Source organism: Ligilactobacillus ubinensis, from assembly GCF_024160875.1.
In the GTDB taxonomy this organism is placed as follows: domain Bacteria; phylum Bacillota; class Bacilli; order Lactobacillales; family Lactobacillaceae; genus Ligilactobacillus; species Ligilactobacillus ubinensis.
The window spans coordinates 1-22,489 of sequence record NZ_JAIULA010000032.1; the positions used below are offsets into that span (position 1 = coordinate 1).

Genomic DNA, 22,489 nt, shown 5'->3' on the forward strand with positions numbered 1-22,489 from the left:
AGCAAATAGAGCGAGAAACCCAAATTCGGTTTCTCGCCCTATTTATTTGTGTAGAGACTAGTTATGTCACAGCCTCGCCTTTTGTCTTAACTTTTTAACATCTATCTAACTGGTATTTGTTAAAAGCTGGTAGATGGTCATCAATTATAGTAGCAATGCTAAATTATTTATTAAATTTAATATTGGAATTCAATGCTATTTAAGACAGGTTTATAATTAATACTATCAGTACTTATTGAATCGAGGCATAGTAGATGTTCCCTAATTTTTTATCAAACACTTTTTCATCTTTGCAATCACGAAATTTTAGAAACTTTTGGCTAGGCCAATGTATCTCGGTTATTGGCACTTGGGTACAAAGAACAGCTCAAACTTGGTTAGTCTATAAAATGACTAATTCTGCACTTTTAGTTGGGATTTTAAGTGCATGCCAGTTTATTCCTATTTTATTGTTAACTTTATTTGCTGGCACAATAATTGACCGATTTCCTAAGAAAAAAATTTTATTACTTACTCAAAGCGGTTTTTTGATTCTTGGTTTAATTATGACATCACTAGTTTTTTTTAATTTAATTAAATATTGGGAAATTCTGCTAATTGCTATTGGCTATGGGATTCTTCAAAGTTTTGATACACCAACTAGGCAGGCATTTGTTTTTGAATTAGTTGGTCCAAAGAATTTATTAAATGGAATTTCTTTAAATTCTTCAGTTTTTAATTTAGCTAAAATTATTGGACCATCAATTGCTGGGGTCTTAATGGCAAATTTCAGTATCGTCTTTTGTTTCTTAATTGATGCTTGTAGCTATAGTGCTGTTTTACTTGGTTTATTTTTCATAGATAATCTTCCAGCAGTCGCACCTGCAAACCATAAAAATATTTTCAGAGAAATTCAAGTTGGAGTTAAATATATAACCAAAGAACCTGCTATCCGTCTAAGCGCTGAAATAATGTTGGTTATATGTACACTAAATTTTAATAATAATGTTATTATTCCAGTTTATGCTAAAACAGTTTTGCATGCGGGAGCGCAAACATTTGCTAACTTACTATCAGCTGTTGGTGTAGGCTCACTTATTGCAGCTTTTATCATGAGTTACTTAGCTAAAAACGGTAAAAACCAAAGATTGTATCTTGTCATAATAATAGGATCTATTTTAAGTCAAACGTTAATGTTGTTTGTTCACACATATGGTTTAGCATTATTGATGATGAGTTTGGTGGGCTTTTGCAACATGATATTTCTTAATCAATCAAATGCAGCCTTTCAATACTCTGTTCCAAATGAACTTCGTGGAAGAATAATGAGTGTTTATGTTCTTTTGAATCAAGGTACAACCCCTATTGGAAGTCTATTTGTTGGAAGTTTAATGGATGTGACATCAGGACTATGGGGATTTCCCGGATGTGGAATATTAGCGGGAGTACTAATGCTTCCAATAGTTCTAGAACACAAGCATTTGCTAAAACAATGGTTAGTAAAAAATGAATAATTTTTCCAAGCCAATTATTCATTTGATAAGTAAGATTTAAGTTTATTTGCTGTTTGTTCTACAGTTAACCCCGTCACATCAATCTTAATTGAGTTTATATTGTTATAGAGTTTTATTCGTGAAAGAGCATTTTCTAAATTTTCTTTTTCCCGGATTCCGCTATTTACATCACTCAAAAAGCGCTTTGCTAACTCTTTTCTAGAAGATATCAGCGAGAAAGAGTAAAAATTAAAACTACCATCTAATTTAGCTAATAGTTCATCAATTATTTCTTGTTGATGCATTACCCAAACAAAAACAATGTTCTCTATTTTACTATTTTTTATAAAAGAATTTAAAAGAAAACAAATATTTTTTTGAACCATTTGTTTATTTTCATCATTTACAACAAATGGATTTAAATACCAACACCAATCTCCATCTAAAAAAGCAGCATTGTCTAAAGAATGTTCTACTAAATATTTTCCAATAGTAGTTTTACCAATACCCATTGGTCCGCCAATAAAAATTAAATTTTTCAAAAATGATTGCTCCCTTCTGTGTGCTCTTAAGTTTGCTAATTAAGTCGTGAGAAAAGATCGTTACTTTAATTAATCTCCTGTTTTAAGTTAACTTATAAAGTTGGTAGCCTTACATTTAAACTCCGGCAATCAGCTAGTAAAAAAACTAACAACTTTTTTGCCTGTCCTCCTAATTAAGAAAAAAGCGACCACAATCGGCCTCAAATATTCTATCTGTAACCGATTATGGTTGCTAGCTTTCGTAAAGCTTTGCAATCTTCTAAACTGAGATATTTCAACTGAACTTTCTCCATTCCCAGTCCTTTTTTAATTTGCCAACTAAAATGTCCTAGCTGTTTAGTCTTTAACCACCAAGTTGTCCGAATCTTCTGACATTGAACTTTGTTTTGTGGTGTAATCAACGTTTTCAAGTTAAAACCACTAACTTTTTTTAAATAAAGCAATTGATTTCCAATCATTCCAGCAGCCTGATGATAACTACTCCACCAAGTGCGCCAGATTAACAGCAGACCCAAAACTGCAGCTGCTATACCTAAATATAAATTTAGCCAAAAACCTGTAATGAACATAACTGCAGCAAACAAAAAAGAAAAGCGTAAAAATAACCACCGTGGACCTTGATTTAAGTTCTCCAATTTAGCTTCTGTTAGGTGCCATTCCGGCAATAAGTGCTGCAGAGTCGCTAAAACTTGTGGCTGAGCAATGATAGGTAAAAGGTAAAAAGTATCATCATCAACTGTATCGTCATTTTCATTACCTTTACCAGCTGCTAAAATCAGTTCTACACTGGCTAATTTTAACCAAACTCGAAAAAAGTTCTGCTTAATTTGAATTGCTTGGATTCGGTGCAGTGGAATCGTTAAAGTACTACGAGTAAATAGCCCCCGTTCTATAAATAAATCATCATTTTGACGCCAGACTTTGAAATGGTAGTAGCAGACATAGTTTTTAAATAAAGTTGCTAAAATAACTAATCCAACTAAAAGTAGCACACCAAACAGCAGGCTGATAAAACCACTTAAAATTAATATCTCTAAGCGACTTTCCAACAACTTTTTTGGCAGCCAACCTTTTAACGAATCAAAAAAGAATACCCAAGCGATTAACATCATAAAAACACTTTGATCAGTTAGAGAAAACCGCCATATATCGCGCGTTGTAACTTCAAATTGCGGACCAAAAGGGTGCGGCTTAGTCGCTAAAGTTTGGTCTCTTTCACCTTGTCGTAATGCTGTCAAGTGGTCATAAACTATTTCTTTCACTGCTAATAATTTAACATTTTCAGCCGTTGTTCCGGCAGTTTCAATAATCAAACTTATGATACCAAGTGGCTTAAACACAAACCATACTTGGCGTTGAAGTGACTGAATACGATTATAAGGTACAATTAATTGTTTTTTGATGAACAAGCCCTTTTTAATTACCAATTGATCTTGTTCAAACCGGTACTTAAAAAATAGCCACTGATAAAATGCATTGCCCAAACACCAGAACGTTACGCCACAAAATAGCAAAATCGCGTAAAAATATTTATGTACTAAAAATAGTGTAACCGTTAAAAAATAAATGGTAGCCTGTTTTTTTGCGGTTATAAAAGATTGCTGCAAAATCATCAAAGGATGGAGACGATAAAAGCTAGACATCTTCATTCACCACCCGCAACAAATTGATAATTTTCTGGCGTAAGTCATTTGCCTCAGTTAAACGCAATCCAGCTAATTCATGGGTTGTAGCAGCTGTATGGATTTTCAAAGCAGCTAATTTTTGCCAACGCAAAAGTGGTCCTTGTTCAATCTCAACGTGCTGAATCCGAACAATTGGAACAAAAGTTGTTTCACGGAAAATAAAGCCCTTTTGAATGGCAATCTCCGTTTCGTTAATTTCATAACGACTGAATTTAAAACGATAGGGAATCAGCAAAACTCCTAGAATTAAAGCGATTAGCACTAATCCTAATAAAATTATTCCTATTAAATTTAGCCAGCTGAGGTGAAAAAAATACGTGCTCAAAATCCAAGCTACCAAAATGATAGTCGTTAAAACAATAAAACCTAATATTTCATCTACAAGCCAAATTGCCTTAATTCTAGATGGTAAACTTTTAGCAAGCAGTGGATAGTCATCTCTTTTCATTTTAAATCCTTCCTTTTTCCAAATTATATTATTCGATTTTTTAAGTATATCTAATTATGAGCAAATAAGTTTATTTTTTTAACTTAGTTGACATTTCAAGTATAATAATTATTTGATTATTAATCAATTTAGCGATAAGAACATTCTTTTTCAATTTAATCACTTTGAGATGTTGCTTCTCATCTCTAACCATTATTATTTGGGTATTTACAAAATTTATTGTACCTAATATACACAGTCATACATACTCATGATGGCAATAGAATACGATCCAAATAATTCTCCATTTAGTATGTAGGTTTGATTGTTGATACAGCAATATCAAGATTATTAGTTTACTAAAGATTGTGGTTATCTTGGTGATAGTAGTATTTGTAATTATCGTATTTTAATTAATCTAATACTAGTTCTACTTTGATTCTATCTGGGTCTTCTACATAAAGTGCATAGTGTTTTTTACCACCAGCATATGGGTAACGATTTTCATATAATTCTTTATAATTTAGATTATGTACCTCAGATTTTATTTGTAAAAGGCTTTGTTTATCAGAAATAGAAAAAGCTATATGATTTAGACCAACGTGCGTTCTATTATAGGATGGCGTTATTTTATCCTGACTAACTTGAACAAGAACAATGTAGCTTTGTGCATCTTTTCGATAACTTATACCTTGTAACCAAGTTTGATAGACGGTATAACCTAAATGCTTAACTAACAGCCATTCCCAAAATTTTTTTGAGGCAGTCAAATCACTGACATATAGTTCAATATGATGAATCATTCCGTTTGTTGTCAAAATAGTTTCGCCTCTTTCATATATTTAATTAACATTACTAACAATGCTTCAAGCTATCTACAGTGATAATGCGAAAAGTATTTGCATTAATAGTGATTCTGATACTATCAGTATAGTCATACAGATAGTAGTTTTTTCCAATATGTTCAATTTTGGTAGTTGCTAGAATAGCTTTCCTTATTAAATTTTCAATTTCACTAACAGATAAGTTACGCTGTAATTTTTTATTTATTCTAAGATATACTAGTTCTGTATAACAAAGATGCTTAAGAATATTTTGAATTAAGTCTTGCATAGTCCCCTGGTCTCCCTGCTTTATAAACATTATTTCTATACGTTGAAATTATGTCGATTAACTTCTTTAGTTGCCATTTTGATCAGCTATGACTTCTTCCAAGCCATTTTCGATATTTTTTATCAAAAGGTGGTAGTTTTCTTTTTCATTCTTATTATAAGGATCTGTTTGTGTGTTATATAAAAAGCTTTCTTTGCTTAATTGCATAATAATAGTTAGTAACCTATGCCGCTTATCTTCTAAGCCTAAAACGGAAGTTGTTCCTTGAATGATAGTGATTAATGCCGAAAGTATCGAAACAAGCAACAGTAAATTGACATTTTTTTCCGATAAGCTAATTATTATAGGAATAGCTGCTGATAGTATCAACTTAATAATGTTTGCAGAATGTATACAGATACTATATAGTTTTACTTTCTTAGTTAGTTTCAAAATTACTTTTTTTAGATATTCTTCAATGTTTTGATTATTCATATTTCCCCCTCAAATTTTAACAGTTCACTATGTTTGATTCGCTTACAATCAATTATAGAAATCCCGTTTTTTATTAGAATTAAAAGATTGTGGGTGATATCGCCAAAATAGATATTTGATAAAGCAACTATTCTAAGCTTACACTAATATTTATAAACGACAATATTTTTGTATTGAAATTAATTTAATGTGAGTTTAATATTAGACTACACTAATAATTTGAGGTGATAGGATGGATTGGAATGCAGAGGACTATGATAGCAAGCATGACTTTGTATTTAAATATGGAGAAGCGTTATTAGATTATCTACCTTCTCAGCCAAATAAGATTCTTGATGTTGGCTGTGGTACAGGAGAATTAACGGCACAGATTTCAGCAAAGAATTACGATGTTACAGGCGTTGATCAGTCAAAGAATATGATAGATAAAGCAAAAACTAATTTCCCAAACATAAATTTTATTCAGGGTGATATTTTAAAATTAGCATTTGAACCTGAAACATTTGATACTGTATTTTCAAATGCTGTTTTTCACTGGATTACTAATCAAGAAGAATTAATTGAAAAAATACATACTGTATTGAAAAAAGATGGTTTTTTAGTTTGTGAATTTGGAGCTAAGGGAAACATTGCTACTATAAGTACGGCTTTTGATGCAGAGTTACAGCAATTAGATAAGCAATATCAGTCACCATTTTACTTTCCAAGTGTTTCGGAATATGTGACGCTTTTGAAGAAACATCAGTTTAAGATTATTGAAGCATATGATTATTCTCGTCCTACTCCCTTAAAAAACGGTCATTCTGGTCTACGAAATTGGGTTAAACAATTCTTTGCGGCTGATTTGGAAGAAATAGATAATCCCGAACAGATACTGAATCATTTAGAGAGCACTTTAAAAGACAAACTTTGGAAAAAAGATTATTGGCAAGCGGACTATCAGCGAATTAGGGTTGTTGCTCAAAAAATTTAAATCCGGATTTCTTATTGAGTTATACGCTAAAACCTTTTTCATCTATACAACTAGACCTTGTGATTTATTCTCATGGATAATCAAAAACAGCAAGAAAAAATTATTAACTATTTTTTCTGCTGTTTATTTTTTATGCCCCAAAATATTGATTCCTTTAATCAGAAATCTTTTTTAATTGTGATCGCCAATAGATATACATGAATACTCCTAGTATACTACCAGCAATTAAAGCTTTTAAATACCCTCGAAAAGATAAAATTCCGATGATATAAGGAATATGGTAAAAATACCAATCTAAGAACCTCTCTACACACCAAAAATAAATAGTCATCATAGCCCCTCGTCTAAGAGCTCTTCTTTTGATCCTATTTAATTTTTGAGAATAATTTTCCGCAATAACTTCTTGATTATTCAAATTTAATCGCTTCATTGCTATTGCAATATAGCCAACTACAACAACAAGAGAAAATAAAATATTAACTAAAATGAAAATTGATAATGTCATTTGAGAATCATTTAAACTAACAAAAGAAACAAACAAGTTAGATACAATGGTATATGAAAACAAAATTAAGAAAGCATTATTCCCTATACGATCAATTTGTTGTAACTTATATTCGTCCAAAACACCCTCTACACCATAAAAGAGTTTTATTATTTTTAACATTAATTTATTAGGCCTATACATATTAATTACCTCCAAATAAACTATTCAAATCTGTATGTAGCACCTTAGCAATTTGTTTACATAAATTCAAAGAAGGATTATACTTGTCATTCTCAATGAGACTGATTGTTTGCCTGGCTACATTAACTTTATATGCAAGTTGTGTTTGTGTAAGACCTTGGTTCAATCTATAAGATTTTACTTTATTCAAGACAAATCACCTCACTTCAAACTTATCGCGCAATATATATATTACATAGCTAGTATAGTTAAAAGATACTTTTTTGTCAATTATATATGGCAAAAAATAAAAAGTATTTTATATAAGCTGTTTAAATTTTCCACTTGACCTCTCAGGTAAATTATATTTAGCAGCTATTTTCGAAGCACTGAGGCTACTATTCAAATATGCTGATACAACTCTTTTTAAAGCTATTATTATTTAGTCATAAAAAAGTACTTCATACTCATTAGATTTTTTGTCTAATGAGTATGAAGTGCTTTAAAAAGTCACAGTTTTTTTATTACTTAGTGCCAAAATGTGTACCCAAATGCAATTAATTGTGCTTAATATCGTAATCTAGAAATATCCATTTGTTTTCTAGTTAAATATCTGTTGCCCTACTTTTTATGATGCTGATGCTGTTAAACTGACACTACTATTGCCAGTTATTGGAGAATTATATTATACATAAATCATCTTATAATAAACTACCAAAACATACTAAATAGCTCATTTTTGATTTTACATCATATGACCTAGAAAATAACCAATAGCAAGTAAAAAAAAGCCGCTTAAATAACTTAAGAACATATATATGATCCCTATCCGAATTTTTTTATTATTAAATAGTCCTATTATTTCAGTATTCAGAGTTGAAAAAGTTGTAAACCCACCTAGAATACCAGTTCCTAAAAAAAGATAATAATTTGCTGGTAAATCAACTCCAAATAACAGACCTAACAAAAAAGAACCAACTAAATTAATTATGAAAGTTGCTAGTGGCCAATTATAAATAAATCTTTTTTTGATTGCAACAGTAAATTCATACCTAAATAATGAACCAAGTGCTGCACCTATCCCAACTAAATATATCAATATTATTCTTCTCCTTGTAGTTTGTTTCCTAAATGAAATCCGACGATTGAGCCTATGGCTGCAAGAAGTAATCCTCCCAAAATGCTTATTAGAAGATAAAAGAGTAAGTATCCAGATTCATTAAGTAGAACTAATTTAAACATATCAAGATTAAAGCTCGAAAATGTTGTAAATGAACCAACAAAACCGGTACCTAAGCCAATGGTTAACCATTGTGCAAAGCTTTTAAAAGATATGAAAAAATATGTTAAAAATGCCAATAAAAAACACCCTATTAGATTAACCATGATTGTTCCATTAAAATCAAATGTAATTGTAAATAAATAGCGTAACATCCCTCCTAAAAAGCCAAAAAATAATACACTTAAAGCATTTATCCATCTTTCTCTCATCTTTGTTTTTCCTTTTCTATAAAAATTTTCAGTTTAAAGCGTGTTTCTAATAATATTTTAAATATAAAAAACTTAGGATAAAAAATTGTCCTAAGTCTTAGCAAACAACTATATTAACGGATCGTTAATTGTATTAATCAAAATCTACATCATTTGGAAAATGAGCAATTCGTGTTCCATCTTCCCCCAATTCTTCCTCAATACGCAACAATTGGTTGTATTTTTCCACACGTTCAGAACGTGCAGGTGCACCTGACTTTAATTCTGCTGAATTAGTTGCAACTGTAAAATCAGCAACAAAAGTATCTCCAGTTTCACCTGAACGATGAGAAATCATTGTTGTATAACCATTTTTTCTAGCCAGCCTAATTGCTTCTAGAGTTTCTGTTACTGTTCCAATTTGATTTAATTTGATTAAAATTGAATTTGCCATTCCTTCTTTGATAGCTTTCTTTATCAATCTTGGATTTGTGCAAACAGGATCATCTGCAACAATTTGAATTTGTTTACCGTATTTTTTAGTGAATGTAATAAAGTTATCCCAATCGTCCTCACTGTATGGATCCTCGATGGAAATGATTTCAGGAAATTCTTGTAATAAATGGGCATAATATTGACCCAATTCATCTGGCGTATATGTTTTCCCCTCGAAATTATATTTCTTAGTATCTTTATTATAGAAATATGATGCTGCAGCATCAAAGGCAATTGCAATTTCTTTGCCTGGAGTATAGCCAGCAGTAACTATTGCATCATGTAACATTGATAATGCATCTTCTGATGACTTTAAGTCCGGTGCAAAGCCACCTTCATCACCTAGCCCGGTTGTATAGCCTCTTTTTTCGATAACTTTTTTCAAAGTATGATAAGTATTGACTATTTTTTCGAAGCCGTCTCTAAAATTAATCCGTTCAACAGGAGTAATCATAAACTCTTGAATATCTATTCCATTATCAGCATGCTCTCCACCATTGATAACATTATGAAATGTTTGTGGAAGTTCAAGATCTGTTCCACCTAAATAACGATAAAGAGGTTGATTAGTGGCTATAGCTGCTGCTCGTGCAACCGCCATAGAAACGCCTAAAATTGCATTAGCCCCAAGTTTTTCCTTGTTAGGTGTTCCATCCAATTTAATCATCGTTTTATCAATATGTGCTTGGTTAAACGGTGTCATGCCATGTAACGCAGGATTGATTTTATCATTGACATTTAAAACAGCTTGATGAACCCCCTTACCGTTTAACCTCGTTTCATTATCTCGTAGTTCAACGGCTTCCTTTTCGCCAGTAGATGCTCCTGAAGGTACTTCTGCACGACCTAAAATACCATTATTTAGAATAACGTCTACTTCAACAGTTGGATTACCTCTAGAATCAAAAATTTCACGTGCTTTTACTTTATCAATATAAATTGACATATACATTTCCTCCTTGAATTTATTCTTCATTTGGAGGAATTAAAAAGACACCTACCCCCCTTAAAATGAAGGTAGGTGTCATCAATCTTTCGATAGTTATACGCGAACACCATCACGTTTATTACGATTAAAGTATGCCATGTGTATAACCAAATGTCAATAGAAGATTATTCTATATTATATATCTCTTTTTATTTATCATATAGCCCATTAAATAACCGTTTATGATGAAATAGCGTCGCTTTTTTTAAAAACATATGTTAGTATGTACATATGAATTGATTAACATATGTAAGGGGGGTTATATATGAATAACTTGGGGGATAATATTTCTTTAATTGAAAAAAGACATTTAAAAGAAGCCGAGCAAATACTAAAATTATTAAGTAATCCAGCTCGTTTGCAGATGCTCTATATTTTAGAACAACAGGAATTAAGCGTCAGTGCTATTGGAGAATTATTGAATTTAGAACAATCTGTAGTTTCACATCATTTAGCGATTTTACGTAAGTTTCAATTAGTTAACAATAAAAGAGTTGGTAAAGCTATGTTTTATCGCTTAGATGATCCACATATCCTTGATATCGTAACTGAAACAATTGAACATGCTGACCATGTCCTTCGCGGTAAACCGCATGGTAAATAGTGTGAAATATTATAAAAATTTTAATTAATTATGGGGAAGGTTTTATTAATGAATTATTGGATTTTAACATTAACTTTTATCAGTGTAAATTTGGATTTCTTCTTTATGCTTCTTTTTCTACTAAAAAAATATACTACCGTCAAAGTTATATTGGGCTATTTAATTGGCACAATAATTCTACTGACATTAAGTTATTTTGTAGGTCAAGTTCTAACAATTTTTTTACCAGAATGGATCTTAGGGACATTAGGTGTTCTTCCGATTTATTTAGCCTTTAATGATAATGATGAAGAAAGTGGCGTAAAAAATAATAAGTCGCAAGTCGTCAGTGTTTTGGTAACATATTTATCTGTTTGTGCTGGCTGTAATTTATCAATTTTTTTACCAGTTCTAGTTGGCGAAAATCTCGAAAATTTCTTGCTGACCGTTGTCTTTATAGGTCTGCTTACAGTTTTGGTTGTTATGTTAATTAAATTAATATCTGAGTTGAGTATTGTTTCAAACGTTATGGAAAAATATGGCGAGAAATTGATGAAGTTTTGTTATATTGTAATCGGCTTTTATGTTTTTTGGGATAGTGGTTTAATTAAACATTTAATAGCCTTAATTTAGAAATATTTTTTAAATAAAAGTGTAGCTAGAAAAAAGCCCGAGAATTTGAAGTATCCTAGAATTAAAGTGGAAATCACTTAACTTTAGGATGTTTCAGTTCTCGGACTCTTTTATCTCTGTTAGTGCCAAATGTGTGTCAAAGAGCAACTTGTTTGCCAGATAATTTATGACGGACGTTAAGGTGCTCTAGTTAACTCTAATTAACTCCTTTTTATCCTACTTTTTTGCTTGATTAGTATTACTAGAGTTTTTGGATATAAAATAATTATTGTCTATTTCTTGTTTAATGCCGTCAAGCTCACATTACGTAAAATGTTTTTAATCACTGTAAATCCATCATAAAACTCCAATTTTCAAGCTTGAGATTATGCCAATTAATTGTTCGTTTATCAAACTCAACAAATTGATTTTTTTTGTAAAATCGACTATTCTCTTCGGTATTCGTGTTGAAAGTTATATACTTTCCTCCACTTTCTCTAACAAATGGAATTACACATTGATGCAACATTTCACTTCCTAAATGTTGACCTTGAAATTTTTCGTTTACAACTAAATTAGCTAGATACCAATTTTCTTGACTAACATTGTTACAAGCCATTTCAGTCTTATCTACCACATTTAAAAATGAGACCATTGTAGTTAGCTTGATATGTTGAAGAAGCTTGAGACCACCATTTAGAATGTACTCTACAATAGATATATCTTTTTGTTTCGGCTTTTGCAACATTCCAATAGAAACAATTTCGTTATCAATTGTTCCAACAAGGCATAGCTGTCTTTTAATGAAGCCTTTAGCATAGATTCTTTGTAAGGTGTACAAAAAGTTTTTAAACTGTTGTCTAGATTTAAATTCGTCACTCAAGATATTGAATAAAGGATAATTCAAATAAGCTTGCGAACAAATAGTAGCTACTTTATCTAATTCTGAAATTTCTGCTTTACGATATAAGATCATCTACTTCTCTCATCCTTTCCATAAATTTAGTATAACTAACTTTTATAGAAAGAAGTATCTCCAAATTTAACATCATTGTCCAGTAATGGACAGTAATTTATAAAATGTATCATAATTAGATAGATGTTTAGGTAAAAACATTAATAACTGTAGTTTATCAAAACTAACGTCGGATTTTCAATAAAATATTTTAATTACTCTTATTGTTGAAAAAATATTTTACACAACTACTAAACATTTCAGGTTGATCAAGTGGTAAGTTATGCCCAGCATTTTCTAATATTAATAGATTGCATTTTTTGAAGTTTCTTGCCATTTTAACTTGTTCTTTATAACCAACAATATGGTCATGCCTACTTAAAAGTAAAAAAAGAGGTATTTCTGATTGCCAAGTTTTTAATCCTGTTTCTTCTTGAAATTGATAATATTTGTAATTACTGCATTGTAGTTTTTTTATAAAACTAAAATTACATTTTTTAATTCCAATCAATATCTCAGTTAAATATTTTTGCCATGCTTTTTCACTAATAATAACGTTCATTTTTGAAAAATCAACAGCCTCTTTAGTCTGTGGTAACTTAAAGTTGTCCTTTAATATATTTAGATGCTGTTCAACAATCCTATTGTTTGAATTTGCAGTTATAACCGGACAAGTTAAAAACAGCCCTTTTATTCTGTCTGGACATAAATGCGCAATTCCAAGGCTCAAATATCCTCCATAAGAATGACCACAAAGATAGAAAGTGTCTATTTCTAAAGTGTCAAGTAGCCTTAATAGTAGCTTTATTAGAAAATCACTAGATGGTTGTGGCTCAAAAAATGATTGGCTTTCTCCCATCCCGGGAATATCAATATAAATTCTTTGATATCTATCGTATTTAAAGTTAGAATCATAGTTTATTTTCATAAAGTTTAAATCTAGGCACAGACCATGCAAAAAAACGATAGGTTCGCCCGTTCCTTTTATCTCATAATGAATTGAAACATTATCAATTATTTGGTACATTATATCTCCTCAATTCATGGTTTTCTGGTTATGATATATTTATTATAGTTAATATACCATATTATTAATATCTATTGATATAATTGGATTAATATAGATTCTGCAAATTCAATTAAAGGAAAATTTTGATAAGCTAATGTGTAATCGGAAACTTGTTTTGAGGTATATTCTTTTAACGCTGTTTTTATTAATGCACCGTATTTTTCTGGATGATTTTTAAGCATCCACTTTCCACCTGCTAGTTTTGAAATAATAATTTTTTCTTTTTTATATGCAAGTGCTCGACATAGGTTCAGAATCATATACATAGGATTAGTTTGAATAGTTTCTTTTGCATCTGAGATATCAAATAAAATACTATTCCAATATGCAGTTTCAGAAATTGGAACAAAAACGTCACTGATTGGAGGACCAACTAATGTCTTTCCCGCTTTCCAAACAATCATAAGATGGGCTATTATATCAGGATCTGGTCCGTGCATCTTTTTAATATATTTATCTGGATTATTAAGATAACTTGAAAGGTGCATTTTAGAAAAGTGAAGTTCAAAAGAAATAGGATTCTGATAAGTTGTAACACTGTCTAATAACAAAATATGAAATTCTAATCCCTTAGCTGGAGCAAGTGGCCATAGATTCTGAACAGTTACCTGCATAATTTCCTTTTTTACGCTAAAAGTTAGGGGCTTTTTTACAATAACAAGATAATCTAAGTCACTAACATTTTCATTGTATGAATTTAAAACAAGCGACCCATGTAAATATATGCCAACTAAGTTATCTTGTAAAATTCTTGCATATTTTGTTTTAAGGCGATTTAATAATTTCGGTGTATCCGCCATATTTGCTCCTTTTTTAAATATTCACAGTAGCATAATCACGGAATTATAAGCTGCTTAGAAAAACGCTTTTGTTTTTTATTACATGTGTAGCCGATTTTTTCATAGAATCTGTACGCTGCAGTCCGTTCTTCACCGGAGTTTAGTCTTATTGCCGTTATATTTAATTCTTTAGCCTTTTCTTCGATGGCTAACATTAATTTTTTTCCAATTCCCTTATGCTGAAATGAATTATTGACTGCGAGTGCTAAAATATTAAACAAAGTATCTGAATAGGTTTCTTCATATAGTTGTGCGTGTACATAGCCAACAACTTGGTGTGTATTTTCATCTTCAAAGACTAAGATAAAATGATGTTTTGGATCAGATAGTAATTTTTTGATATTAGTATTTGTTTTATTAATTGGATAGTCATAACCTAGTTCTTCATGATTAAGTTTTTGAATCACTACACTATCAGTTAACACTAAATTTCTTATCATGTAAGTCTCCTCTTTGATAGCAGTTAAGTTTAGACCAAATATTGTCGTAATCTAATCATATCTTTTAATACAAGACCATTTTCAATTATTTCTTGAGAGTAATTCTTAATAAAAAAATCACGATCTATATAGATAGGCCTAAAACCATATTTTTGGTATAAATATAATTGCGCAAAGCTTGTGCTTCCAGTACCTATCTCAATAATATGATATTTTTGTTTTTTAGCCCAATCTATTGCAAATTGAAGTAATTGTCCACCAATTCCTTGATTGCGTTGCTTTTTTAGAATAGCTATATTAACAATTTCAATTGTTTCAGGCCGCGTTTCAATCAAACAAATAATACCTATTTGTTGTTCGTTTAGATTTACAACAAATTTATCTGCTCTGGCTAAATAGCCATTAACTATTTTTTTTGATGGATCAGCTTCTAACAATAAGGATGCTAAATTTTCAGGTACGTCATTAAGCGGTTCAATTGAAATTTTTGAAATAGAAGACACCTTCTCTTTTTTATAAAGTATAACTCTTTAAATACTAATATTCTATCTCCCATTTTTTTAATTTTTCATATAAAAAAAGCAAAAATTCAACAAATTAATTTTTGCTTTTGTCTCACTACTATTTATTAAAATTATAATTCTGCTAATGATTCTTTAATTGAAGTTTCAAAAATATCAAGTCCTGCATGAATTTGGTCTTCTGTCGCAACTAATGGACTTAAGAAGCGAATAACATTGTCTGGAACACCCGAGTTCTCAATAATTAAACCGTGAGAAACAGCATGTTTGATTATTTTTGAAACTAATTCTGGATAAGGCTCTTTAGTTTCTTTATCTTTAACAAACTCAACCCCAAGCATACTTCCAATACCACGAACATCACCGATTTCTACATAACGAGATTGCATATCAGTAAAACCGTCAAAAGCAATTTTTCCTATTACTTTAGCGCGTTCAGTTAGATTTTGTTTTTCAATAATATCAAGGACTTGGAGTCCGGCAGCACATGCCATTGCATTTCCACCAAAAGTGCTACCAATGATACCAGGATGTACACCATCCATAATATGTGAGCCTGCCGTTACAGCAGCTAAAGGTAGTCCTGCACCAATCGATTTAGCCATTGCAATAATGTCTGGCGCAAAACCTTCTTCCTTCCAGTAATTTGAAACAAAAAGTTTTCCAGAACGGGCAAATCCTGTTTGAACTTCATCTGCAACTAATAGAATGCCATTTTCATCACAAAGTTTACGCAAGGCGGCTACATATTCAAAAGGAACAGGAATAAAACCACCTTCACCTTGAATAGGTTCAATTACTATTGCAGCAACCTGTTGAACAGGGACACCTTGATCGAAAACATATTGCAACCTCTCAAGATAATATTGAATACTTTCTTCTTTTGAGTAACCACGTGGAGCACGATATAAATATGGAAATTCTGCACGATGAATTCCTCCCATTGCGGGTTCAATGCCGAAAGAATATGTTTTCTTAGCTGTCATGGTTGAGGTTAAGGCAGTCCGGCCATGAAATGCTCCAGAAAAGACAATTATTTCTCCTCGTCCTGTAAAAGATTTTGCAATCTTAACTGCATTTTCAACAGCTTCAGCACCTGAATTAACGAACATTGTTTTCTTAGTATCCGCTTTTACTGGAGCTAATGCGTTAATCTTCTCTGCAAGATCAACATAATTTTCATGAGTTGTGATATTAATCATCCCATGAAAAAAAGAATCGGCTTGTTTCTTCACAGCATTAATAATACTTTCTTGGCCATAGCCGATATTCATAACACCAACTCCAGCTACCCAGTCAAGAAATTTATTTCCATCTACGTCTTCTATCATAGCGCCACTACCCTTTTTAATAACAACGGGATAATTACATAAGACAGCAGCTGGAACGTTTTTCGTTCTTTTTTCTAAAATTTTTTTGGCCTTAGGTCCTGGAAGAGACATAGTTACATTAGGGAGAGCATTTTTTAAAGTATCAGTTTTTAACATAGATTGCACACCTTTCTTTTACTTTATGTATTATGTTACGTTTTATAACAAATCAAACGATGAAAATGTTGAGTTGATTAATTATTGTTTAAAATACTACCACTAATTTATATTTATTCAAGCGGTTTATTAAAAAATAACCATTTTAAATTATATTTAATTAAAAATTAAGTTGCATTAAGGTTGGAAAGAACCTATAATACGTTTAATTATTGTTATAAAATGTTACATAAAGCCAATTGAAGAAGGAGTTTTGCATATGCATGAAAAAATATCAACTACAAGTAGTATTGAACCAGCTCAGAAAATAATTATCCAGCACCCTATTTCAGCAACAGAAAATTCCGCTGAATTAAAAGCAAATTCGTTATCCTTTTTTGAAGTATTAGGTGAATCTGTTGCTAGTATCGCTCCAACAGCAACGCCAGCTATTACTATTCCTGTTGTTTTTGCACTTGCAGGAAATGGAACATGGATATCTTACATTATTGCAACTGTCGCTTGTGTCTTATTAGCTAAACAAGTTAATGTTTTTTCACGTCGCTACGCTACTTCTGGCAGCATTTATACATATGTTACTGATGGTTTAGGTGGTCATGTTGGTTTTGTCTCTGGTGCAAGTATTTTATTTGCATATATTACTACTGCAGTTGCTGTTTTGGCTGGCTTCGCGATTTATGCCCATAGTTTATTGGCGTATTTTCATATTTCTGTATCATATCCCTTCTTAATGGCTCTCGGTACATTTAGTGCATGGTTTATGGCGCAAAAAGGGGTTGAAGTATCCACCAAAACCATGATGATTATGGAGTTTTTATCTGTTTCAATAATTTCTATCTTAGGGATTGTTCTTTTATTTACTCATCATTTTGCGATTAATCCAAATAACGTTGATTTTACAAATGTTTCATTCAGTGGAATTGCTTCTGGTCTTGGTCTAGCCTTCTTTAGTTTTGTTGGTTTTGAAGGTGCTGCTTCTATGGGAAAGGAAGCTAAAAAGCCACTGAAGAATATTCCTCGAGTTATTATGCTAAGTCCATTAGTTGTTGGGATATTCTTTGTGATAATGTCATTGATTATGATTATGGGATTTTCAGGTACTGGCAATTCATTAGGGACATCAACAGCACCTTTAGCTTTTTTAGCTAGTCAAAATCATGTATCCTTTTTAGGATATTGTATTACTTTAGGTGCAGTTATAAGTTTTTGGTCTAGTAGTGTGGGTGTGATAACAGCTGGTTCACGTATCATGATGAAGATGAGCGATGAAGGATTTTTATCTGATAAATTTGCTTTTATAAACAAAAAGAAAAAGACCCCCACATATGCAATTGGCTTTGCAGGATCTTTGATTACGGTATTAGGTGTTTCATTTTCGTTATTGGCATCTATTGAAAACGTATATGATTGGTATGGAACAATTGCGGTTTGGGGCTTTTTAATTGCTTATTTATTAGTAACTATTAGTGCTCCTGTTTTCTTATTCAAAAACAAATCATTAAAAATAGGGAATATTATATCGGCTTTAATTACTGGTCTATTATTATTGATACCTATTATAGGTAGTATATATCCTGAACCTTCAGGCCCCGCTAAATTCTTCCCATTTATTTTTGTTGGCTGGATTATAATTTCTTTAATCTTCTACGATATCAGAAAAAGAAAATTGCTAAATACTGATTTTCAAAGATAGAAGTAGTGATTCAAAAATATAATTAATAAAACACAGTCAGTTGAGTTCGGGACAAAAGCATCGAACTCACTTGACTGCGTTTTTTACTGTATATTATATTTTTCAAGACGATAAAGCTGTTCATCATCAAGAGTACTTACACCATTTTTGAAAGAATAACCCATTTTTTGATAAAATTTTACACCAGTAATTGAAGCTGGTACCTCAATCCGTTTTGCGCGTTTGAAATATACATCTTGTTCTAACACATGAATAAGTTTTTTACCTATACCTTTTCCTTGATATTTTGGTAAAACAAAAATATTAAATAAACAACTTTCATCTTTTTGCTCAAAATATGGTCCAATTGAACCAACAGCAATTAGTTTCTTTGTACTTGTATCATAAAAAACATAGCAATGAAAGTATTTAGCTCTTTTAATAAAAGCAGCCGCTGTTAAATTTTTTAGACTATTTTCCAAATATGTTTTTGAGTAATCTTTAATATTAGTAGTTCTCATTGTTTTGGCAACTAATGCAGAAACTTCTTTTGCATCTGCATTATTAAATCTCCGAAAGTTAAACGTAACAATACCCCACTTCTTTTGTATTGCATTAATCAAAAGAGCTATACTGGATCCTTCAAGATAGTTATTAGTCTTCTAACCAAATTTCTTGTGCAATGCTTTTAACTAAATCGATTTTTGACCATTGCTGTTCTTCAGTCAAAGTGTTGCCTTCTTCTGTAGAAGCAAAGCCACATTGAGTGGAAATAGCTAAATTAGATAACGGAACATATTTACTAGCTTCATGAATTCGGTTTATTATGTCGGCACGATCCTCTAATTTACCATCTTTCGAAGTAATTAATCCTAAAACAATTCTTTTTTCCAAGCGATTGTTGAAAATAGTTTTCAATGGTGCAAAGTCACCTGAACGTTCATTATCATATTCTAAAAAGAAACCATCATAATTTAATTGTGCTAAATATTTTGCAACAGCTTGATAGCCACCAGCAAAAAGAAAAGTTGAACGGAAGTTACCACGACAAATATGGGTTGTAACAGTTAAATCTGTTGGTAATCCTGTAAGCATTTCGTTAATAACAATAACTGCTTCTTGAGCTAATTTTTCATATCTAGCATACTCTTCAGGGTCATTTTTTGTAGCATTGAGTTTGTTAATCAGAAAAGCCCATGTTGTATCATCAATTTGGACATAACGTGCACCCAAATCATAAAAATGTTGAATTGTTTGATTATATGCTTTGGCTAAATCATGCAAATAATCAATTCTTTGTTCATAAAATTCAGGCCATTTATCTGAGCGATTATCTCTAAAAAGCATTGTAGGAGATGGAATAGTTTGTTTTGGTGTAATTTGGGCCGGTGTTGATTCTTTCAGTGTTTTAAAAGCATCAAAAAATGGATGTTCCGGATTATAAGCGATATGTCCATCTAATTCAGCATTATCTGTTCTTGTCTTGGCGCCTTGAAACTTATAACTATGTTGATAATCATAACGTTTGACACCCTTTAAACCCCAAAGGAAATCTAAATGCCACCAGCTTCTACTAAATTCGCCATCTGTTACATCGCGAAGCCCATGTGCTACTTCTTGGTCAATTAGTTTTTTGATTTCTGTTTTTTGAATTTTAGAAAACTCATCATCGGATACTGTATGTGTTCGTTTTTTTGCTAAAGCATCTTTTAATTCTGGCGTCCGTAAAAAACTACCAACAATATCATAACGAAATGGTCCTACTTTTATTTGATTCTGTTCTGTCATTATAATAATCCCCTTTCCAATATAAAAAGTCCTCATTCTTGCTGCTACAAGAATAAGGACGACTAATTTCGTGTTACCACCTTAGTTTTAAATCGACTCACATCGATTTACTCAATAAGTACCTATTGATACTTAGCGCTTTAATGGGCGCACCCATAAATTTCTAACATTTGCTCGAAATATATTGCTCAGAAACCATCTTCAATTACAATGTTACCCGTTTTCTCAGCTAATAACGGTTCTCTGTGCTAACAATTATGATCTACTCATTTCTTCACTGCATTAATTATTGAGTTTATAATATAGCTTTAATCATTAAAAGTCAACTTTTTATTTAATAATAATCTAATTAAGTTGATTTATAGATAATATCAACTCAGATTAAAAATCTATTTTACGTTATATACTTATATCTATAAATCACGTTGCATTGAAATATCTGTAATATAAAAACCACATTTTTTATACACATGGGCTGCACGTTCATTATTGCCAAAGACATGCAGATTTAAAGTCTTGAAACCTAATTCTTTTACTTTAACGAAAATAAGTTGCATTGCTTGTGTACCTAATCCCTGATTTTGAAATGCAGTATAAATTTCAAAGTCGTAGATAAAGGCACTATCAGCATCTTGATAGCGTGCTATCCAAACAAAACCAATCTTTTTTTGTTCATTAATAATATTAAAAAAATAGTTTTCAGGTGTCTTCAGTCCATTAGGTAATAAGCTTTTGAATTCTGTTTGAGCTTTTTCTAATGCATCTTTTGGCAACCATGTACCTACAGAAACTTTTTCTTTTGCATAGTTTTGTGCAGCTGTTGATAAATATTTTTTAAAATCGGTTAGATCCATTTCTTGTAATTTCATCATAAGTACCTCACCTATTAATTTTTTGTATCCAAGAAAATATTTAAATCTTAAACTTTGCTTTTTTGTATAATAAGGCTACAAAAAATATGAGCAAACATAATCCTAATATTATATATGTTTCTTGTTGCCATGTACTAATAAAAAAGCCATATATAAAGCTACCAATAGGTTGAATACCATCAAAGAATAAGAAAGTTAATCCAAAAACTCTGCCTAAAAAAGCTCCGTTTGTCTCATCCTGAATAAATGTGATAATGCTTCCAAAAAAGCGGGCTTGGAATATACCATAAATAAAAGCGATAATCATCCAAGTAATTATCGAAAAAAAGCAACCACATAGAATAAGGACACAACCGTATAAAATCTGTTCTATATAGATAACTTCAGGCTTTATTTTACTTTTTTGTAGCATCAACCAGACACCACCCAATAAGCCACCAATAGCTGAAATAACTAAAAACATGCTATAACTTGCTGAGTTTCCAGCAAAGAAATGATTGGCTATATAAGGAGTAGTTAATGAAAAGCCAGCATAATTAAAGTTAAAAATACCCATTGCTAACATATATGTCAATAAATTTGGATGATGTCTAACATAGTTAAAACCAATTATAGTACTAGAAATAATTGATTCTTTTTTTCTAAGGGGCGCACTATATTTATATGGAATTAGCAAATTCATAAAAAAAGCGACTAGATACGAAAGTGCATTGGCTATTAAAAACTCACTAAAAGTAATACTTTTTATAGCTAACAGTGCTCCACCAATTATAGGCGCTATAATATTAGCCATATTAAAAAAAGTATTTGAGATGGCATTAAACCTTTGTAAATAATCTTTTTCGATTACTTCTGGAATTATTGCTTTAGCTGCTGGGTAGTTAATTGCAAGCATCAGATTTAAAACAGATGTAATAACAATTAATAACCAAATCTGTGGTTTCCCATTGTTGATAAATATGCTACCCAGTAAACAGACAACTGTTGCAAAAACATCTGTCCAGACTAATACTTTTTTACGGTTACATTGATCCACTAATATTCCGACCAAAAAATCGCCTAAAAGAAAAGCAAACCCGCCTAAGCCTTCAATTAGACCTAATAATTTTGTATTTCCAGTTGCTTGCACAAGTAACCAATTGAGACCTAAAATATAGATGGCTGAACCTAATTGTGAAGCAAATGGGCTGAAAATAAGCGGAAAGTATTTCATTGTTTTATTCATCATAATCTTAAGATAACATAAAAAGAATAAAGTAGATACTTTTGATAGTGTCAACTTTGTGTGGGTAAATTTTTAGAGAGCCTGTTTCGCTGCTTTTTGTAATTGCGATCTTTATTTTTA

General features: G+C 31.3%; 26 protein-coding genes, 1 riboswitch and 1 other annotated feature. Of the genes, 5 read left to right on the plus strand and 21 right to left on the minus strand.

Annotated features, from left to right (window positions below; all coding sequences use genetic code 11):
- Nucleotides 1-254 precede the first annotated feature (254 nt).
- A complete protein-coding gene (locus tag LB941_RS11530) occupies nt 255-1,493 on the plus strand; it encodes an MFS transporter (RefSeq protein ID WP_253362126.1) in 1,239 nt (412 codons plus the stop codon).
- Between the two features lie 14 nt (nt 1,494-1,507).
- Here the strand turns inward: LB941_RS11530 and LB941_RS11535 are convergent, their stop codons facing one another.
- The 6 genes from LB941_RS11535 to LB941_RS11560 all read right to left on the minus strand — a co-directional run bounded on the left by LB941_RS11535 (nt 1,508) and on the right by LB941_RS11560 (nt 5,713).
- Nucleotides 1,508-2,014: an ATP-binding protein gene (locus LB941_RS11535; RefSeq protein ID WP_253362127.1), complete on the minus strand. Its 507-nt coding sequence runs from the start codon at nt 2,012-2,014 to the stop codon at nt 1,508-1,510.
- Between the two features lie 209 nt (nt 2,015-2,223).
- Entirely contained in the window at nt 2,224-3,657 is a 1,434-nt protein-coding gene (locus tag LB941_RS11540) for a PH domain-containing protein (protein WP_253362128.1), read from the minus strand.
- Nucleotides 3,650-4,147: a PH domain-containing protein gene (locus LB941_RS11545; RefSeq protein WP_253362129.1), complete on the minus strand. Its 498-nt coding sequence runs from the start codon at nt 4,145-4,147 to the stop codon at nt 3,650-3,652. The genes LB941_RS11540 and LB941_RS11545 overlap by 8 nt, the downstream gene beginning before the upstream one ends.
- Nucleotides 4,148-4,539: 392 nt before the next feature.
- The gene (locus LB941_RS11550; RefSeq protein WP_341869241.1) at nt 4,540-4,944 is read right to left on the minus strand and encodes a VOC family protein; all 405 of its coding nucleotides are present in this window, start codon (nt 4,942-4,944) and stop codon (nt 4,540-4,542) included.
- 37 nt (nt 4,945-4,981) lie between these two features.
- Nucleotides 4,982-5,239, minus strand: coding sequence for a DUF3781 domain-containing protein (locus tag LB941_RS11555; protein WP_253362130.1), 258 nt, complete (start codon nt 5,237-5,239; stop codon nt 4,982-4,984).
- 66 nt (nt 5,240-5,305) lie between these two features.
- Nucleotides 5,306-5,713: a DUF4231 domain-containing protein gene (locus LB941_RS11560; RefSeq protein ID WP_253362131.1), complete on the minus strand. Its 408-nt coding sequence runs from the start codon at nt 5,711-5,713 to the stop codon at nt 5,306-5,308.
- A gap of 232 nt (nt 5,714-5,945) precedes the next feature.
- Here LB941_RS11560 and LB941_RS11565 point away from each other — a divergent pair, with 232 nt between their 5' ends.
- Nucleotides 5,946-6,686: a class I SAM-dependent methyltransferase gene (locus LB941_RS11565; protein ID WP_253362133.1), complete on the plus strand. Its 741-nt coding sequence runs from the start codon at nt 5,946-5,948 to the stop codon at nt 6,684-6,686.
- Nucleotides 6,687-6,840: 154 nt separating this feature from the next.
- On the opposite strand, the gene LB941_RS11570 is transcribed toward LB941_RS11565, so the two are convergent.
- From LB941_RS11570 to eno, 5 genes are all read right to left on the minus strand, one after another.
- Nucleotides 6,841-7,374, minus strand: coding sequence for a DUF3278 domain-containing protein (locus LB941_RS11570; RefSeq protein WP_253362134.1), 534 nt, complete (start codon nt 7,372-7,374; stop codon nt 6,841-6,843).
- A 1-nt stretch (nt 7,375) separates the two neighbouring features.
- On the minus strand, nt 7,376-7,564 hold the full coding sequence (locus LB941_RS11575) for a helix-turn-helix transcriptional regulator (protein ID WP_253362135.1): 189 nt from the start codon (nt 7,562-7,564) through the stop codon (nt 7,376-7,378).
- 534 nt (nt 7,565-8,098) lie between these two features.
- Nucleotides 8,099-8,452 carry a fluoride efflux transporter FluC gene (locus LB941_RS11580; RefSeq protein WP_253362136.1) on the minus strand — a complete coding sequence of 118 codons (354 nt, stop codon included), beginning with the start codon at nt 8,450-8,452 and terminating at the stop codon, nt 8,099-8,101.
- 2 nt (nt 8,453-8,454) lie between these two features.
- Nucleotides 8,455-8,844 carry a fluoride efflux transporter FluC gene (locus tag LB941_RS11585; protein ID WP_253362137.1) on the minus strand — a complete coding sequence of 130 codons (390 nt, stop codon included), beginning with the start codon at nt 8,842-8,844 and terminating at the stop codon, nt 8,455-8,457.
- 133 nt (nt 8,845-8,977) lie between these two features.
- Nucleotides 8,978-10,264: a phosphopyruvate hydratase gene (gene eno / locus LB941_RS11590; RefSeq protein ID WP_253362138.1), complete on the minus strand. Its 1,287-nt coding sequence runs from the start codon at nt 10,262-10,264 to the stop codon at nt 8,978-8,980.
- 65 nt (nt 10,265-10,329) lie between these two features.
- Nucleotides 10,330-10,390, minus strand: a riboswitch (Fluoride riboswitch).
- Nucleotides 10,391-10,571: 181 nt separating this feature from the next.
- Here eno and LB941_RS11595 point away from each other — a divergent pair.
- Both LB941_RS11595 and LB941_RS11600 read left to right on the plus strand, forming a co-directional pair.
- Nucleotides 10,572-10,910 carry an ArsR/SmtB family transcription factor gene (locus LB941_RS11595; RefSeq protein ID WP_253362139.1) on the plus strand — a complete coding sequence of 113 codons (339 nt, stop codon included), beginning with the start codon at nt 10,572-10,574 and terminating at the stop codon, nt 10,908-10,910.
- A gap of 48 nt (nt 10,911-10,958) precedes the next feature.
- Nucleotides 10,959-11,522, plus strand: coding sequence for a cadmium resistance transporter (locus LB941_RS11600; protein WP_253362140.1), 564 nt, complete (start codon nt 10,959-10,961; stop codon nt 11,520-11,522).
- A 322-nt stretch (nt 11,523-11,844) separates the two neighbouring features.
- Here LB941_RS11600 and LB941_RS11605 read toward each other — a convergent pair whose 3' ends face one another.
- The 6 genes from LB941_RS11605 to LB941_RS11630 all read right to left on the minus strand — a co-directional run bounded on the left by LB941_RS11605 (nt 11,845) and on the right by LB941_RS11630 (nt 16,812).
- Nucleotides 11,845-12,477: a GNAT family N-acetyltransferase gene (locus LB941_RS11605; RefSeq protein WP_253362141.1), complete on the minus strand. Its 633-nt coding sequence runs from the start codon at nt 12,475-12,477 to the stop codon at nt 11,845-11,847.
- 190 nt (nt 12,478-12,667) lie between these two features.
- On the minus strand, nt 12,668-13,483 hold the full coding sequence (locus LB941_RS11610; RefSeq protein ID WP_253362142.1) for an alpha/beta fold hydrolase: 816 nt from the start codon (nt 13,481-13,483) through the stop codon (nt 12,668-12,670).
- Nucleotides 13,484-13,554: 71 nt separating this feature from the next.
- Entirely contained in the window at nt 13,555-14,325 is a 771-nt protein-coding gene (locus LB941_RS11615) for an aminoglycoside adenylyltransferase domain-containing protein (protein WP_253362143.1), read from the minus strand.
- Between the two features lie 35 nt (nt 14,326-14,360).
- Entirely contained in the window at nt 14,361-14,804 is a 444-nt protein-coding gene (locus tag LB941_RS11620; RefSeq protein WP_253362144.1) for a GNAT family N-acetyltransferase, read from the minus strand.
- Between the two features lie 29 nt (nt 14,805-14,833).
- On the minus strand, nt 14,834-15,298 hold the full coding sequence (locus tag LB941_RS11625; RefSeq protein ID WP_253362152.1) for a GNAT family N-acetyltransferase: 465 nt from the start codon (nt 15,296-15,298) through the stop codon (nt 14,834-14,836).
- Nucleotides 15,299-15,438: 140 nt separating this feature from the next.
- Nucleotides 15,439-16,812, minus strand: a complete 1,374-nt coding sequence (locus LB941_RS11630) for an aspartate aminotransferase family protein (RefSeq protein ID WP_253362145.1) — start codon at nt 16,810-16,812, stop codon at nt 15,439-15,441.
- A 259-nt stretch (nt 16,813-17,071) separates the two neighbouring features.
- Here LB941_RS11630 and LB941_RS11635 point away from each other — a divergent pair, with 259 nt between their 5' ends.
- Complete coding sequence (locus tag LB941_RS11635; RefSeq protein WP_253362146.1) at nt 17,072-18,505, plus strand: APC family permease; 1,434 nt, start codon at nt 17,072-17,074, stop codon at nt 18,503-18,505.
- Nucleotides 18,506-18,588: 83 nt separating this feature from the next.
- Here LB941_RS11635 and LB941_RS11640 read toward each other — a convergent pair whose 3' ends face one another.
- The 4 genes from LB941_RS11640 to LB941_RS11655 form a co-directional block, all read right to left on the minus strand.
- Complete coding sequence (locus LB941_RS11640) at nt 18,589-19,107, minus strand: GNAT family N-acetyltransferase (protein WP_253362147.1); 519 nt, start codon at nt 19,105-19,107, stop codon at nt 18,589-18,591.
- Nucleotides 19,108-19,138: 31 nt separating this feature from the next.
- Nucleotides 19,139-20,272: a vitamin B12 independent methionine synthase gene (locus LB941_RS11645; RefSeq protein ID WP_253362148.1), complete on the minus strand. Its 1,134-nt coding sequence runs from the start codon at nt 20,270-20,272 to the stop codon at nt 19,139-19,141.
- 51 nt (nt 20,273-20,323) lie between these two features.
- Nucleotides 20,324-20,559, minus strand: a binding site (T-box leader).
- Between the two features lie 126 nt (nt 20,560-20,685).
- Nucleotides 20,686-21,144, minus strand: coding sequence for a GNAT family N-acetyltransferase (locus LB941_RS11650; protein WP_253362149.1), 459 nt, complete (start codon nt 21,142-21,144; stop codon nt 20,686-20,688).
- A gap of 40 nt (nt 21,145-21,184) precedes the next feature.
- Nucleotides 21,185-22,357: an MFS transporter gene (locus LB941_RS11655; protein ID WP_253362150.1), complete on the minus strand. Its 1,173-nt coding sequence runs from the start codon at nt 22,355-22,357 to the stop codon at nt 21,185-21,187.
- Nucleotides 22,358-22,489: the final 132 nt, after the last annotated feature.